Annotated in this window: 15 protein-coding genes and 2 tRNA genes; 12 read left to right on the top strand and 5 right to left on the bottom strand. The window is 63.0% G+C overall.

Annotated features, from left to right (window positions below):
- Nucleotides 1–176: 176 nt before the first annotated feature.
- Nucleotides 177–809, bottom strand: coding sequence for a (d)CMP kinase (gene cmk, locus IG122_RS12745; protein WP_193184066.1), 633 nt, complete (start codon nt 807–809; stop codon nt 177–179).
- 3 nt (nt 810–812) lie between these two features.
- Nucleotides 813–2,138: a 3-phosphoshikimate 1-carboxyvinyltransferase gene (gene aroA / locus IG122_RS12740; RefSeq protein ID WP_193184064.1), complete on the bottom strand. Its 1,326-nt coding sequence runs from the start codon at nt 2,136–2,138 to the stop codon at nt 813–815.
- 201 nt (nt 2,139–2,339) lie between these two features.
- Here aroA and IG122_RS12735 point away from each other — a divergent pair, with 201 nt between their 5' ends.
- Both IG122_RS12735 and IG122_RS12730 read left to right on the top strand, forming a co-directional pair.
- Nucleotides 2,340–2,789 carry a TIGR02300 family protein gene (locus IG122_RS12735; protein ID WP_193184062.1) on the top strand — a complete coding sequence of 150 codons (450 nt, stop codon included), beginning with the start codon at nt 2,340–2,342 and terminating at the stop codon, nt 2,787–2,789.
- Nucleotides 2,790–2,895: 106 nt separating this feature from the next.
- Nucleotides 2,896–2,971: transfer RNA gene (locus IG122_RS12730), tRNA-Ala, on the top strand.
- Nucleotides 2,972–3,122: 151 nt separating this feature from the next.
- On the opposite strand, the gene IG122_RS12725 is transcribed toward IG122_RS12730, so the two are convergent.
- Nucleotides 3,123–3,473 carry a hypothetical protein gene (locus IG122_RS12725; protein ID WP_193184060.1) on the bottom strand — a complete coding sequence of 117 codons (351 nt, stop codon included), beginning with the start codon at nt 3,471–3,473 and terminating at the stop codon, nt 3,123–3,125.
- Between the two features lie 703 nt (nt 3,474–4,176).
- On the opposite strand from IG122_RS12725, the gene IG122_RS12720 reads away from it, so the two are divergent.
- Both IG122_RS12720 and IG122_RS12715 read left to right on the top strand, forming a co-directional pair.
- On the top strand, nt 4,177–5,349 hold the full coding sequence (locus tag IG122_RS12720) for a two-component system sensor histidine kinase NtrB (RefSeq protein ID WP_193184058.1): 1,173 nt from the start codon (nt 4,177–4,179) through the stop codon (nt 5,347–5,349).
- Complete coding sequence (locus IG122_RS12715) at nt 5,282–5,686, top strand: response regulator (protein ID WP_193184056.1); 405 nt, start codon at nt 5,282–5,284, stop codon at nt 5,684–5,686. Before IG122_RS12720 ends, IG122_RS12715 begins: the two co-directional genes overlap by 68 nt.
- Here the strand turns inward: IG122_RS12715 and IG122_RS12710 are convergent.
- The gene (locus tag IG122_RS12710; protein WP_193184054.1) at nt 5,683–6,639 is read right to left on the bottom strand and encodes a complex I NDUFA9 subunit family protein; all 957 of its coding nucleotides are present in this window, start codon (nt 6,637–6,639) and stop codon (nt 5,683–5,685) included. The two genes, IG122_RS12715 and IG122_RS12710, sit on opposite strands and share 4 nt — an antisense overlap.
- 227 nt (nt 6,640–6,866) lie before the next feature.
- On the opposite strand from IG122_RS12710, the gene IG122_RS12705 reads away from it, so the two are divergent.
- From IG122_RS12705 to ptsN, 8 genes are all read left to right on the top strand, one after another.
- Nucleotides 6,867–6,953, top strand: a tRNA-Leu gene (locus IG122_RS12705).
- 110 nt (nt 6,954–7,063) lie between these two features.
- Nucleotides 7,064–7,675 carry a ribonuclease D gene (locus IG122_RS12700; protein ID WP_193184052.1) on the top strand — a complete coding sequence of 204 codons (612 nt, stop codon included), beginning with the start codon at nt 7,064–7,066 and terminating at the stop codon, nt 7,673–7,675.
- Between the two features lie 167 nt (nt 7,676–7,842).
- Nucleotides 7,843–8,550 carry an LPS export ABC transporter periplasmic protein LptC gene (gene lptC / locus IG122_RS12695; RefSeq protein WP_193184050.1) on the top strand — a complete coding sequence of 236 codons (708 nt, stop codon included), beginning with the start codon at nt 7,843–7,845 and terminating at the stop codon, nt 8,548–8,550.
- Nucleotides 8,550–9,389, top strand: coding sequence for an LptA/OstA family protein (locus IG122_RS12690; RefSeq protein WP_193184048.1), 840 nt, complete (start codon nt 8,550–8,552; stop codon nt 9,387–9,389). Before lptC ends, IG122_RS12690 begins: the two co-directional genes overlap by 1 nt.
- A 46-nt stretch (nt 9,390–9,435) precedes the next feature.
- Entirely contained in the window at nt 9,436–10,230 is a 795-nt protein-coding gene (gene lptB, locus IG122_RS12685; RefSeq protein WP_193184046.1) for an LPS export ABC transporter ATP-binding protein, read from the top strand.
- Nucleotides 10,231–10,241: 11 nt separating this feature from the next.
- The gene (gene rpoN, locus IG122_RS12680) at nt 10,242–11,828 is read left to right on the top strand and encodes an RNA polymerase factor sigma-54 (protein ID WP_193184044.1); all 1,587 of its coding nucleotides are present in this window, start codon (nt 10,242–10,244) and stop codon (nt 11,826–11,828) included.
- 174 nt (nt 11,829–12,002) lie between these two features.
- Nucleotides 12,003–12,581, top strand: a complete 579-nt coding sequence (gene hpf / locus IG122_RS12675; RefSeq protein ID WP_193184042.1) for a ribosome hibernation-promoting factor, HPF/YfiA family — start codon at nt 12,003–12,005, stop codon at nt 12,579–12,581.
- Nucleotides 12,582–12,676: 95 nt separating this feature from the next.
- Nucleotides 12,677–13,141: a PTS IIA-like nitrogen regulatory protein PtsN gene (gene ptsN / locus IG122_RS12670; RefSeq protein ID WP_193184040.1), complete on the top strand. Its 465-nt coding sequence runs from the start codon at nt 12,677–12,679 to the stop codon at nt 13,139–13,141.
- A 49-nt stretch (nt 13,142–13,190) separates the two neighbouring features.
- On the opposite strand, the gene IG122_RS12665 is transcribed toward ptsN, so the two are convergent.
- A complete protein-coding gene (locus IG122_RS12665; protein WP_193184038.1) occupies nt 13,191–13,406 on the bottom strand; it encodes a hypothetical protein in 216 nt (71 codons plus the stop codon).
- Nucleotides 13,407–13,449 lie beyond the last annotated feature (43 nt).

The raw sequence follows: 13,449 nt of genomic DNA, 5'->3' as shown, positions 1-13,449 counted from the left end.
GGCAGCAGTGTCTTGGTGGCTGTGCAAATTGAGTATCTGCACCCCGCTCCGCGGGGCCGTTCCACCCGGTCCGTGGGTTGGAACGCGGCTGAGCCTGTCAGCCACCGTTGGGTTGCAAAGCCGGTCAGCGGACCTGATGACCGGCATCTCTCAGTTCGTTTTCCAGGACGCGGCGATCAGTCCGTGCCTTTGATCACCTCGAGGGCGGCCGCGAAGGCCTCATCCGGGGTCATCGACGATGTGTCGATCAGAACCGCGTCGTCCGCCTGCACCATCGGAGCGTCGCTCCGGCCGGCGTCACGGGCATCGCGTTCCCGCATGTCCTGCAAAACGCGCGCATATATAGCGGCCTCGCCCCGCTCCTGCAACTCTTTGAATCGCCGCTCGGCCCGGGCTTCGACGGATGCAGTGACGAAGAGCTTGCGATCGGCGTCCGGGCAGATGACGGTTCCGATGTCCCGCCCGTCCAGGATCGAGCCTTTCGCGCCGCCCGGCGGATTGGTCGCGAAACTGCGCTGGAAGTCCTTCAGCGCGGCGCGGACTTGCGGGACGGCGGCCACTTTCGAGGCGGCCGCACCGGCCTCGCCGGTCCGGAGATCGGGGCTGCCGAGAATGCTCCGGTCGAGATTGCGTGCCGCGGCGGCCGCGGCGGCCTTGTCTTCGGGATCGCCGCCCGCGCGCAGCACCATCACGCCGACCGCGCGGTAGAGCGAACCGGTATCGAGATAGGCGAAACCGAGCTCGTCGGCGAGACGGCGCGCGAGGGTTCCCTTGCCCGCCGCAGCGGGCCCGTCGATGGCGATGATCATGGGTTACGCCCTGTCCTGGATCTTCGCGCCGGCGCCGCGCATCAGATCTGCGAAGCCGGGGAAGCTGGTGTCGATGGTGCGGGCATCGTCGATCGCGACCGGGTTTTCCGCGCCCATGCCGAGGACCAGGAACGACATCGCGATGCGGTGGTCGAGATCGGCCTCGATCAGCGCGTTTCCGGCGACGCCGTTCGAGGAACCGGTGACGGCGAGCGTGTCCTCGCCCTCCTCGACCCGGACGCCGGCCTTGGTGAGGCCGCGTGCCATGGCGCCGAGACGATCGCTTTCCTTGACCCGGAGTTCGCCGACACCGCGCATGACGGTCGCGCCCTCGGCGAAGGCGGCGGCGACGGAAAGGATCGGATATTCGTCGATCATGCTCGGCGCGCGTTCGGCCGGCACTTCGATGCCCTTCAGTTCGCTATGGCGCACCCTGATATCTCCGACCGGTTCGCCCGCCTCGATGCGCCGGTTGGTGATCTCGATATCGGCACCCATCTCGAGCAGCGTCTCGAAGACACCGAAACGCAGCGGGTTGAGGCCGACCGCGGGCAGGGTGATATCGGAGCCCGGCGTGATCAGGGCGGCAACCGCGGGAAAGGCGGCAGAGGAGGGATCGGAGGGGACGACGATGTCGCGGCCATGGAATTCGGGCTGGCCGGTGAGGGTGATGACGCGGCCCTCGGGCACGTCCTCGACGCGGACCTCGGCGCCGAAATGCCGGAACATGGTCTCGGTGTGATCGCGGGTCTTTTCCGGTTCGATCACCGTGGTCTCGCCCGGCGTGTTGAGGCCGGCGAGCAGGATCGCGGACTTCACCTGGGCGGACGCGACAGGCAGCGTATAGCGGATCGGCAGCGGATCGCGCGCGCCTTCGACGCAAAGCGGCAACTTCCCTCCGGCGCGGCCGTGGAAGGCGGCGCCGATCCGGCTCAGCGGCGTGATCACCCGGCCCATGGGACGGCGGCGCAGGGAGGCGTCGCCGGTGAAGATGGCCGAGATCGGGTGTCCGGCCACGAGCCCCATCAGCAGCCGTGCCGCGGTGCCGGAATTGCCGAGATCGAGCACGTCGTCGGGCTCGTCGAGCGTGCCGATGCCGCGTCCGTGGATTTCCCAAGTCGCGTCCTCGTGCCGTTTCACCGTGGCGCCGAGCGCGCGCATGGCGGCGGCGGTCGCGAGCACGTCCTCGCCCTCCAGCAGGCCGGAAACCGTCGTGCGTCCGACCGCGAGGCCGCCAAGGATCAGGGAGCGATGGGAAATCGACTTGTCGCCGGGCACTTTCAGGGTGCCGGTCAGGGCGGTGCTCTTGGATGCGCTAAGGGACGTCATGGGCCTTCTCTGAAGGGCGAATTCGCGTTGACCGCAGGCTCTCTATCACAGAGGCTTGCACACTGTCTGGAGGAAATCCGCGGCGCCCGCCGGAAACCGGCTTCCGCGATACGCATTTTCGCTTTGACAGACGGAAATATGATCGCTATTCGGCGCCGAGTTGGATTGCGATCCGAAGTGAGCTGTTCTCGGAGGAATGACGTGGCAAAGCCGGAATGGGGCATCAAGCGTACCTGCCAATCTTGTGGCACGCGCTTCTACGACCTGATGAAGTCTCCAATCGTTTGTCCGAAGTGCGAGACCGAATTTGATCCGGAAGCTGTGCTGAAGAGCCGGCGCGCTCGGGCTGTGCCTCTGGCGGACGAAAAGAAGAAAAAGCCGAAGGAAGCCGAGGACGCGGACAACGAGATCGAGGACGAGGAAGACGAACTCGACGAGCTCGAGTCCGATGATGATGTCCTCGAAGACGACGACGATGACGACGACGACGCTGACGACGACAGCGACGACGACGATGAGCTGATCCCAGATCTCGACACGGATGACGACGACAGCGACGATGACGACGCGCTGCTCGAGGATGCGTCCGATCTGGATGACGACGACGATGTCGGCGTGATCGGAGACGCTGACGACGAGGATGATCGTTAAGCCGGGAGCGGCATCGTAAAGATGACAAAAAGCTCTTGATCCGCGGCGCTGGGGTCGCTACATAGGCGGCCCACCGCGCCGGAACCCAACCGGTCGGGAGCGTTAAGGGGCCATAGCTCAGCTGGGAGAGCGCTACAATGGCATTGTAGAGGTCAGGAGTTCGATCCTCCTTGGCTCCACCATCGAAGCCCGCAGGGAAACCTGCGGGCTTCGTCCATTTCTGGATGTTTTTCCCAGTTGTTCCACACGGCCGTCTGTCGTCTCGGCGTTATGCGGATGATCTCAGCGTCGCTACATCGATCTTTGGGAAGAAGCCCGCTGCGGGGACCTGCTTCAGGTCGTTCCCATGATCTTGTCGATGCAAGCCAGGGCGAGCGGCCGCGAGGGATTGTCTTCTCCGGGCATCGTGGCCCAGCCGGCGTCCATTACGACATCGTCGCGCCGGTAGGTCGCCGCTTCCTTCAGTGCGGCCATCGTGCTGGCCGCATTCGGATCTGCCACGGACCGGGCAACGCAGACCGGGACGAGAGCCTGCACCACTTCGGCGCGTGCACGCTCGGAAGCGATTACCTCCGCTTTGCTGCCGGTGACCCAGCCCCCCCAGGTGAAGCCGATGATCGTGATCGCGATCGCTCCAAATCCGCAGCCGAGGAGAGCGGGTTTGATCCATTCAGGTAAAGCCATGACAGTCTTGCTCCGTTTGGCGACACGTTGGCCGCGGGTTCGAATTCAGACAGGCCGCTATTGATGTGCGGGTCGTTGCCTGGTGCCGCCTACGCGCGGCGGCGAAGTATTTTTCTGATCCATGATAGTCAAAACCGCACAAGGCGCTTTTAATGCCGGATAAAAGTCAAAATAATCCGAGTTCATGTTCAGTATTTTTTACCAATTTCACGCAAAAAATCTTGTTTACAGTGACGTAATTTTTGATTTTTTGATATAAAAATATTGAAAAGATTTGAGTAATTAGCATTTGAGGGTGCTTTTTATTTTTTTAACCTGTTGAAATAGAGAGCGTAAATCTGATCGTGGAAAAGCAAATTCTCGCTTTGGGGCGGCGGTGTGTCGGGAGTGTTGAGGGGCCCGAATCCAGCGGGTGACTCATGGATCGATTTTTTTTTGATCTTCAACTCGATGATCCTTGGCACCATCATCGAAACCGGCAGGGGACCATGCGAGCTTTGTCCATTTTAGGGCCCCAATCTAACCCTTGAGAACCGCGTCCCGGGATGTCCTGCAGACCCGCCACAGCTTCCGATTGGCGGAAGTTTGGCCTTTGCAACCATAAAAAATTGATTTCAGTCAAAATGACTGTCTACACTCGTGGTGAACAAGGTCGTGTTGGCGCGGTTGTCACCGATACCGCAAGGGTGGAGATAGTCTTCGCATGCCGCCGTTGTCGGAAAACCTGGAGCTGTTTCTCGAGTCGGTCCCCGATGCGATGCTGATCGTGGATTCCGAAGGCCGGATCGTTCTCGCCAACGCCAGGATGGAAGAGCTTTTCGGATATACGCGGGCCGAACTCATGGGCCAGCCGGTCGAGATGCTCATGCCGAACGCGCACCGCAAGCGGCATATCGCGTTTCGCGAAGGATATCTCCGGGCGCCGCGTGCACGCGACATGGCTGCAAATCTGGAACTCAAGGGCGTACGCCGTTCGGGAGAACAGTTTCCCGTCGAGATCAGCCTGAGTCCCATACCGTCCTCGAACGGCATCCTCATATCGAGCGCGATCCGTGACGTGACGGATCGTCTAGAGCGCGAACGCAAGGCCAGGGCCCGGGAAGTCGAGCTGGAAAAGCTGGCGAACATGAACCGGTTCCTGTTCAGTCTGTCGCACGAATTGAGGACGCCCCTGAATGCGATCTGCGGGTTTACCACCGCGCTTCTCATGGAGTTGGCCGGACCGATCAACGAGAAGCAGCGGACCCAGCTCTCGACCGTCGAGGAAAGTGCGGCCCATCTCCTTGCATTGATCAATCAACTCCTCTCCCTGCAGAATCCGGATTTCGGAACCGACAGCGCGAATCTCGAGCGGCTGGACTGTGGCGAGGTTGCGTCTTCCGTCTGCAAGATGATCGAGCCCGAGGCGGCGGCGAAGGGCCTGTCTCTCACTCTCCAGCACATGGAGAGTGCGCCGGTCCTGCGGACCAATCGTCGTATCCTGACCCAGATCCTGATCAATCTGGTCGGCAACGCGGTGAAATATACGGACAAAGGCGGTGTCACGGTTTCTGTGCGACGGGAGGAGTCGCATCAGGGCCCGAAGATCGAGTTCATGGTGAAAGATACGGGCATCGGCATTCCGCAGGGGGCCCAGGCGCACCTTTTCGAGATGTTCTATCGCTCGAACCGGGAACGCGAGGGAACGGGGCTCGGGTTGTTCATAAGCCAGCAGTTGGCCGGGCGTCTCGGCGGAAGAATCACCTTTGTGTCAGAGCCCGGAAAGGGAAGCGTTTTCACTTTCTCTCTGCACCAGAAAGGAGCGGAAAATGTCGGCGCAAATTCTGGTTATCGAGGATCTTCCGGCGAACCTGGAGTTGCTCAGAGCCCTTCTTGAGGCGTTCGGGCACAAGGTCGACGGAGCGCCCGACGGGCTGACCGGGCTAGAGGCGATTCGTCAAAAACGGCCGGACATGGTCCTTTGCGATCTGCAGATGGACGGGCTTGACGGTTTCGGCGTCGCCGAGGCCATCCGTCGGGACGAATCCCTGAGGGACTTGCCGCTCGTCGCAGTCACCGCCCTGGTCGCGGACGGTGTCGCGGAGCGCGTGGAAAACTCGGGATTTGACGGCTATATCACGAAGCCGATCGAGGCACGTCGTTTCGTTCCTCAAATCGAACAGTATCTGCCCGAGAGCCTCAGACTGCTGCCGCCTGATGGCTTGTCGATCTAGGCCGCGCGGAAGCGGTTGTAGCGGCCGCCGGTGCGGAAGCGGTCGAGATAGGTCGGCAGGATCGCTTCGCAGGCCGTCGGCGTGACGCCGAGATCCGCCAGGGTCAACGCGCCTTCGGAGACCACATTGTCGCTCTTCAGCAGGATGACCTGATCGCGGGTGAGCGGCGGCGTCGGCAGCCACTCCAGGAACGCCGCCTCGATCGAGGCGGCCCAGAACGGGATATCTACCAGCCGGCGCGCCCGTCCGGTTTGCGCCACGACAAGTTCCATCAGCTCCTTGAAGGTATAGATCTTCGGGCCACCGAGTTCATAGGTCTTGCCCGCCGCTTCGTCCGAAGCGAGGGCCTTGAGGGCGGCATTGGCGACATCGTCGACATAGACCGGCTGGAACCTGGTGGTGCCGCCGCCGATCAGCGGCAGGAACGGGAAGCTCTCCGCCATCGCGCCGAAACGGTTGAAGAAATCGTCGTCGGGTCCGAACACGATGCTCGGGCGCAGGATGGTCGCGGCAGGAAAAGCGCCACGCACCGCGTCCTCGCCGGCGGCCTTGCTGCGGGCATAGCGCGAGGCCGAACCGGCGTCGGCGCCGATCGCCGACACGTGCAGGAGTCTCGAGGCACCCGCTTTCGCCGCCGCGCCCGCGATGAGTCCGGGCGCCGTGCCCTGCACCGCGTCGAAGCGGTTGCGGCCGCTCTCGTAAAGGATACCGCAGAGATTGATCACCATGTCGGCGCCTTCGACGGCGGGCGCGATCGCGCTCAAGCCCTCGGTGACATCGATATGGACCGGGGTCACCTGGCCGACGACGCCCTGGACCTTGAGAAACTTCGCGGCTTCCACATCCCGGCACGCCACCCGGATACGGGCACCTTTCTGCGCCAGCTCGCGCACGATGTTCCGGCCGATGAAGCCGGAGCCTCCGAAAATGGTGATCTGCTTGCCTTGGAACATGGATATCGTCCTTCCCCAGCGCGCCTTTCCGGGCCCAGAAAACCGGGGGCGCAGTCCTTTGCCTCACGGGCGCTTATAATATAGCGGCGCGGCCGCGGCGATCAAAAATCCCGGGCGGCGGCACGGGAGCGCATATGAACTTCGCGCGGCCGCAAAAAGCCTTTGACAGACGCGTCGCGTGCTGGCATTTACGGCGGCCTCAGCGGCGGACTGGTGCTGCCCGCTGTGCCCAGGTGGCGGAATTGGTAGACGCGCTGGCTTCAGGTGCCAGTGGCCGCAAGGCCGTGGAAGTTCGAGTCTTCTCCTGGGCACCAACCTCCTTTAAAAGAGACCGGAAGTGTTTGTCCGCCCTTGCGAATTCGCGACGGGTCGGCGACGAGGTGCGGCCGTCCGGCTGCCAGAGCAGACGGGGCAGGAGGCTCAGATGACCATTACCTTGCACAAGGGCGATCTGCCCGACGGACTCGATCTCGGACCGGTGGTCGCGATTGACAGCGAGACCATGGGGTTGCGCCCCGAGCGCGACCGGCTTTGCGTGGTGCAGCTCTCTTCCGGCGACGGAACCGCGCATCTCGTGCAGTTTGCCAAGGGAATTCACAACGCGCCGAACCTCGTCCGGCTGCTGACCGATCCGAAAGTGCTGAAGCTGTTCCACTTCGCCCGCTTCGATGTGGCGATCATGCAGGCCTATCTCGGCGTGGTCACGTCCCCGGTCTATTGCACGAAGATCGCCTCGAAGCTGGTACGCACCTATACCGACAAGCATGGTCTGAAGGATCTGTGCCGTGAATTGCTCGGGGTCGAGCTTTCAAAGCAGCAGCAATCCTCGGATTGGGGCGCCGAGACGCTGACCGAGGAGCAGATGCATTACGCGGCATCCGATGTGCTCTACCTGCACCGCCTGAAGGAAGAGCTGGACCGGCGGCTCGTGCGCGAGGGCCGCGACGGCTATGCCGCGGCGAGCTTCGCCTATCTGCCCGTCAGGGCATCGCTCGATCTGATCGGCTATGGCGACCAGGATATTTTTGCCCATTAAGGCCGGAAATATCGGGATTTATTGACCCTTTGGCGCTCCTTCGCCATACTCCGGACAAGATGACAAGCAATTGTCGGGCCAGATTTGGTTCGCAGAACGAGGCCCGCTCCGGATCGAAGCGGTCTGTTTCGTGATTCCGCGTTGATGGCGGACCTTAAGAGGAACGGATGTCCGAACAGACAGCGTCAAACATCGGAGGTGATTTCGGCGGACGCCGGTTCCTGCCGGAGGCTCCCCGCAGGCGCGAGGCGGCGCATTTCCGCGCCAGCCGCATGGTCGTGCTGATGAAGCTGATCCTGCCGGCCCTCGCGCTTGCCATTGTCGCTCTGATCGTGAGCTGGCCGCAGCTTATCCCGGATCACACCAAGTTCCGTCTCGGAGACAAGGCGAAGAACCTGCTTGCCGTTGCGACCGACGGGTTGAGCATGGACCAGCCGCGCTATGTCGGGGTGGACGACGCCCAGCGTCCCTATGAGATCACCGCGCAGCGCGCGAGCCAGGACAGCCATGAGTCGGACCGTCTCGATCTCGTCGCGCCGCAGGCCGACCTTGCGGTCAACGAGGAGGAATGGCTCGCGCTTTCCGCCGCGGCCGGCATCTATGACAGGAAACAGAAGACGATCGACCTCAGCGGCGGCGTCACGGTGTTTCACGATCGCGGCTACACGGTGACCTCGGAAAGCGCTCGCGTCCTGCTCGACGAGGGTATGGCGACCAGCGACGATCCGGTCAGCGCCCACGGCCAGAGCGGCATCGCGACCGGCGAGGGTTTCCGGATCTATGACCGGGGCGAGCGCATCGTTTTCGTTGGCAAAAGCAAGGTGGTGCTTTATCCGGCTCAGCTCGGTGGGCTCGAGACCCGGAGAGCGAAGTGATGCGTATAGACCGACCCGGCCGTCGGACCGTTTGCGGTTGGGCCATTCTGATCGCGGCCCTCTGCTGGACGATGGCGATTCCGGAGACGCGGGCCCAGAGCGTTCCGGGGCAGGCCGGAGACGAAGGTCCGGTGACGGTCGAAGCCGATGACGGTATCGAATGGATCCGCGACCAGCGCATGTATGTGGCGCGCGGAAACGCGAGGGCGGAGCGTGGCGGCGTGACGGTGCGGGCGGACACTCTGACGGCTCTTTACCGAGAGGCCAACGGGGCGACCGACATCTACCGGCTGGAAGCGGTCGGGAAGGTCGTGATTTCCTCCGACAAGCAGACCGGCTATGGCGAACGCGCCGTCTACGATCTGGACGAAGCGGTCGCGGTGCTGCTCGGCAAGCAAGCGCCGCCCCGGCTCGAGACCGGAACCGAGACGATCACCGCCCGGGACAGCCTTGAATACTGGGAGCAGCGCAAGATCGCCGTGGCCCGCGGGAACGCGGTGGCGAAGAAGGACGACCGGACGATCCGCGCCGATACCCTGATCGCCCGCTTCGAGGAGGATCGCGCCGGCAAGCTGGTCGCCACCCGGATGGACGCGGTCGGCAATGTCGTCATCACCACGGCCGAGGATGTCGCGCGCGGCGATGAAGGCATCTACAATGTCGATTCGGAGACCGCGATCCTGCAGGGCAACGTGCGGATCACGCGGGGTGAGAACCAGTTGAACGGCGAGCGCGCCGAAGTGAATCTCAAGACCGGCATCAGCAAGCTGCTGTCGGGACCGGATGGAGCGAAACAACGGGTCAGAGGATTGTTCAATCCGAAGTCGGACAAGAAATGAACCGGCACGGAAACGGCAAACCGCAAAGCGGGGCAAAGGCTAAGGGATGAGCGATACTAGTCTTGGTGCGGCGGGCGCCCCGGTAGCAGGCGCGGAAGGGCCGCGTCTGGTCGCCAGCAATCGCGGGCTGGTCGCGCGCAATCTCGGCAAGCGCTACAAGTCGCGGCCGGTTCTGCGCGACGTCAGCATCTCGGTCCAGCGCGGCGAGGCCGTCGGTCTGCTCGGCCCCAACGGCGCCGGCAAGACGACCTGCTTCTATGTCATCACCGGACTGATCTCGGCCGATTACGGCTCGATCCATCTGGACGGGGCGGACATCACGGAATTGCCGATGTACCGCCGGGCCCGCCTCGGGATCGGCTACCTGCCGCAGGAGGCGTCGATCTTCCGCGGCCTGACGGTCGAGCAGAACATCCGCGCGGTGCTGGAGGTGGTCGAGGACAATCCGGCGCGGCGCGACGCGCTGCTGGAGGACCTGCTGGCGGAATTCTCCATAAGTCATCTGCGCCGCACGCCCTCCATCGCGCTTTCGGGCGGCGAGCGGCGCCGGGTCGAGATCGCCCGGGCGCTGGCCTCGCATCCTGCCTTCATTCTGCTCGACGAACCGCTTGCGGGGATCGATCCGATCGCGGTCGGGGAAATCCGCGATCTGATCTCGCATCTGAAGGACCGCGGCATCGGCGTGCTGATCACGGACCATAATGTTCGCGAGACGCTCGATATCGTCGACCGAGCCTTCATCCTGCATGACGGCATGGTTCTCATGGACGGTGCGCCGGACGAGATCGTCGCCAATACCGATGTGCGGCGGGTTTATCTCGGCGACCGCTTCAGGCTCTAGGGAGACCGGCCTTGGCGCTTTCGGCCAGACTGGACCTCAGACAGTCCCAGAACCTGGTAATGACGCCGCAGCTGCAGCAGGCGATCAAGCTGCTGCAGTTCAATAATCTTGAGCTGACGGAATTCGTCGAGGCCGAACTCGAGCAGAATCCGCTGCTGGAGCGGGACGACGGCGACGGGCCAGCTACCCTGGAGGCGCTCGAGGCGGACAATCTCGCCGCCTATGACAAGGCCGTCGAGGGAGAGGGCGCCGCGCCGGAGGGGGCGGGCGACAGCGGTTGGGACGATGCGCCGGACGGCCCCGATATCGTCGACCGGACGACGTCCGAATCGCTCCCCGCCGGCGGCGAGGATCCGGGCGATTCCGATTACGAGAACAATTGGGGCAGTGCGGGCGTCGAGGAAACCGATCCGTCCGTCACGCCCACTCTCGGAAGCTGGGAGGCGGCTGCGGGTTCCGGTTCCGGCCGCGGCGGCGACGACCTTCCGGGCATCGAGGAGAGCGTCGGCGGGCTGAAGACGCTGCGCGAGCATCTTCTGGAACAGATCACCCTCGATATTAGCCGGCCCGACGAGCGGATCATCGCCGCGGACCTGCTCGACCAGCTGGACGATGCCGGATACCTGACCGGCGACCTGGAAGAGGTTGCCGACCGGCTCGGGGCGGAACTCGAGGCCGTGGAGACGGTCCTGGGCAAGCTCCAGGCTCTCGACCCGCCGGGGATCTTCGCCCGCAGTCTCTCCGAATGCCTTGCCCTGCAACTGAAGGACCGAAACCGGCTCGATCCGGCGATCCAGGCCCTGCTCGACAATCTGCCGCTGCTCGCGAAGCGCGACATGCCGGCGCTGCTGAAGGTCTGCGGCGTGGATGCCGAGGACCTTACCGAGATGGTGGAGGAGATCCGGTCGCTGAACCCGAAGCCGGGACTCACCTTCGAGCCCGACAACAGCGAACCGGTTGTGCCGGACGTCCTCGTACGCGCCGCGCCGGACGGCAGCTGGGTGGTCGAACTCAATCCGGACACCTTGCCGCGTGTGCTGGTGAACAACGCCTATCTCTCGCAGATCAGCCGGACCCCGAAGAACAAGGCGGACCGGGAATATCTCAGCGAATGTCACCAGTCGGCCAACTGGCTGGTCCGCTCGCTGCATCAGCGCGCGACGACGATCCTCAAGGTCTCGGGCGAGATCGTCCGCCAGCAGGACGCGTTTTTCCAGCATGGTATCCAGTATCTGCGCCCGCTCGTGCTGCGCGATATCGCCGAGGCGATCGAGATGCACGAAAGCACGGTCAGCCGCGTCACCTCGAACAAGTTCATGGCGACGCCGCGCGGTATTTACGAGCTTAAATACTTCTTCACGAGTGCCATCGCATCATCGGCGGGTGGTGACGCCCTCTCCGCCGAGGCGGTCCGGTTCAAGATCAAGAAGCTGATCGACGAGGAACCGCCGAACAAGGTGCTGTCGGACGATCGCATCGTTGAAATCCTCCGGGGCGAGGGCGTCGATATTGCACGGCGGACCATCGCGAAATACCGCGAAGCGATGAGAATTCCGTCGTCCGTTCAGAGGAGACGCGAAAAATCGATGGGAATTTGACCTTTATGCCGGGTACTTAGAAAACTCGTAACCGCAGCGCTTGACTCTCCCAAGTGGCGCGCATAAGTTCCGCGCCTTCGTCGCCAAGGCGACGTTGCGGGCAGACTTTCTCCGGATGGTTCAAAGCCGGGTCCCGACGCCGAATGGCCAAATGTCATCGACCGCGAAAGAAGCATGCAGCTAGCAATCAACGGTAAGCAGGTCCAGATCAGCGACGCGCTCAAGGAGCATGTCGAGCGACTCGTGACGGATATTTCCGAGAAGTACTTTGGCGATCCGCTCGAGGGGACCGTGACGGTCTCCAAAGAGGGCAATGATTTTCGCACTGACATCGCGGTTCATGTCGGACGTGACATGTTCGTCCGTGGCCAGGGCAGCGACGGCGATGCCTACAAGTCCGCCGACAAGGCCGGCGAGCATATCGACAAGCGCCTGCGCCGGTTCAAGCGCCGGGTTCGCGACCATCATCGCGGCAACGGTGGCGTGAATATTGCTGCCCAGCAGTACGTGCTCGCGGCCGATCACGCCGAAGCCCAGCCTTCCCCGGAGGAAGAGTGGCAGGCCGTGGTCGTCGCGGAGATGACCACCAACATCGAGGATCTCTCGGTGGAGGAGGCCGTCATGCGTCTCGAGTTGGGCGACCTTCCGGTGGTGATGTTCCGGAACCGGTCGCATGGTGAACTGAATGTGATCTACCGCCGCGGCGACGGGAACATCGGTTGGATCGATCCAAAGGGCCTGGCTCAAGGCTGAGCCGGCCGCAACGGGACCGGCATCGTGAATGGGCTGCTCGCTTGACAGAGATGGCCCGCACGGTGCCTATTTGAAGCGAGAGCAGGGTAGACACGATGGAAATCGCGGAAATCCTAATTCCCGAGGGCGTCATTCCTCATCTGAAAGTCACGTCGAAGAAACAGGCGCTGCAGGAGCTTTCCCGCCGTGCCGCCGACGTGACCGGTCTCGGGCAAAGAGAGATCTTCGACGTGTTGCTGGAGCGGGAGCGTCTCGGTACGACCGGAATGGGCGAAGGCATTGCGATTCCGCATGGCAAACTGCCTGAACTCGACCGGCTGTACGGTATTTTCGCGCGTGCCGACAGGGCCGTCGAGTTCGACGCGATCGACGACAAGCCGGTCGATATCATTTTCCTGCTGCTTGCACCCGAATCCGCCGGAGCGGACCATCTGAAGGCGCTTGCCCGTGTCTCGCGTCTGCTGCGTGACAAGGGGAACTGCGACAAGATCCGCGGCGCCGACAGCGTCGACGCGATCTATGCGCTGCTGACAGAGGCAACGGCCAGCAACGCGGCCTGATTCCCCTGCCGCGCCGACGGCATTCCAGCCTGCGGAGCAGCTGCCCGTTTCAGTGAATCCGGGCAGCCTCCATCTCGTTTTCCCGGATCAGCGAAACGGCCGCGTCCCAACTCGGCGCGTCGGCGACGAGTTGTCCGTCCGCGGTGTGAATTTCGTAGTTCGCCTCTCCGCCGCTCGTCACCGGTTTCACGAAGGCGATGTCAAACAGCCCTAGGGCGGCGAAATCCTTGGCGCTCATGCGGCGCACATCGATTGGCTCTGGCATATCCGTATCCATACGCATCTCCTTTCCGGCTGATGCGTCCGTC

The organism is Nisaea sediminum (assembly GCF_014904705.1).
In the GTDB taxonomy this organism is placed as follows: domain Bacteria; phylum Pseudomonadota; class Alphaproteobacteria; order Thalassobaculales; family Thalassobaculaceae; genus Nisaea; species Nisaea sediminum.
Note: the sequence above shows the minus strand (reverse complement) of the source record. Positions and strands in the feature narration are given on the sequence as shown.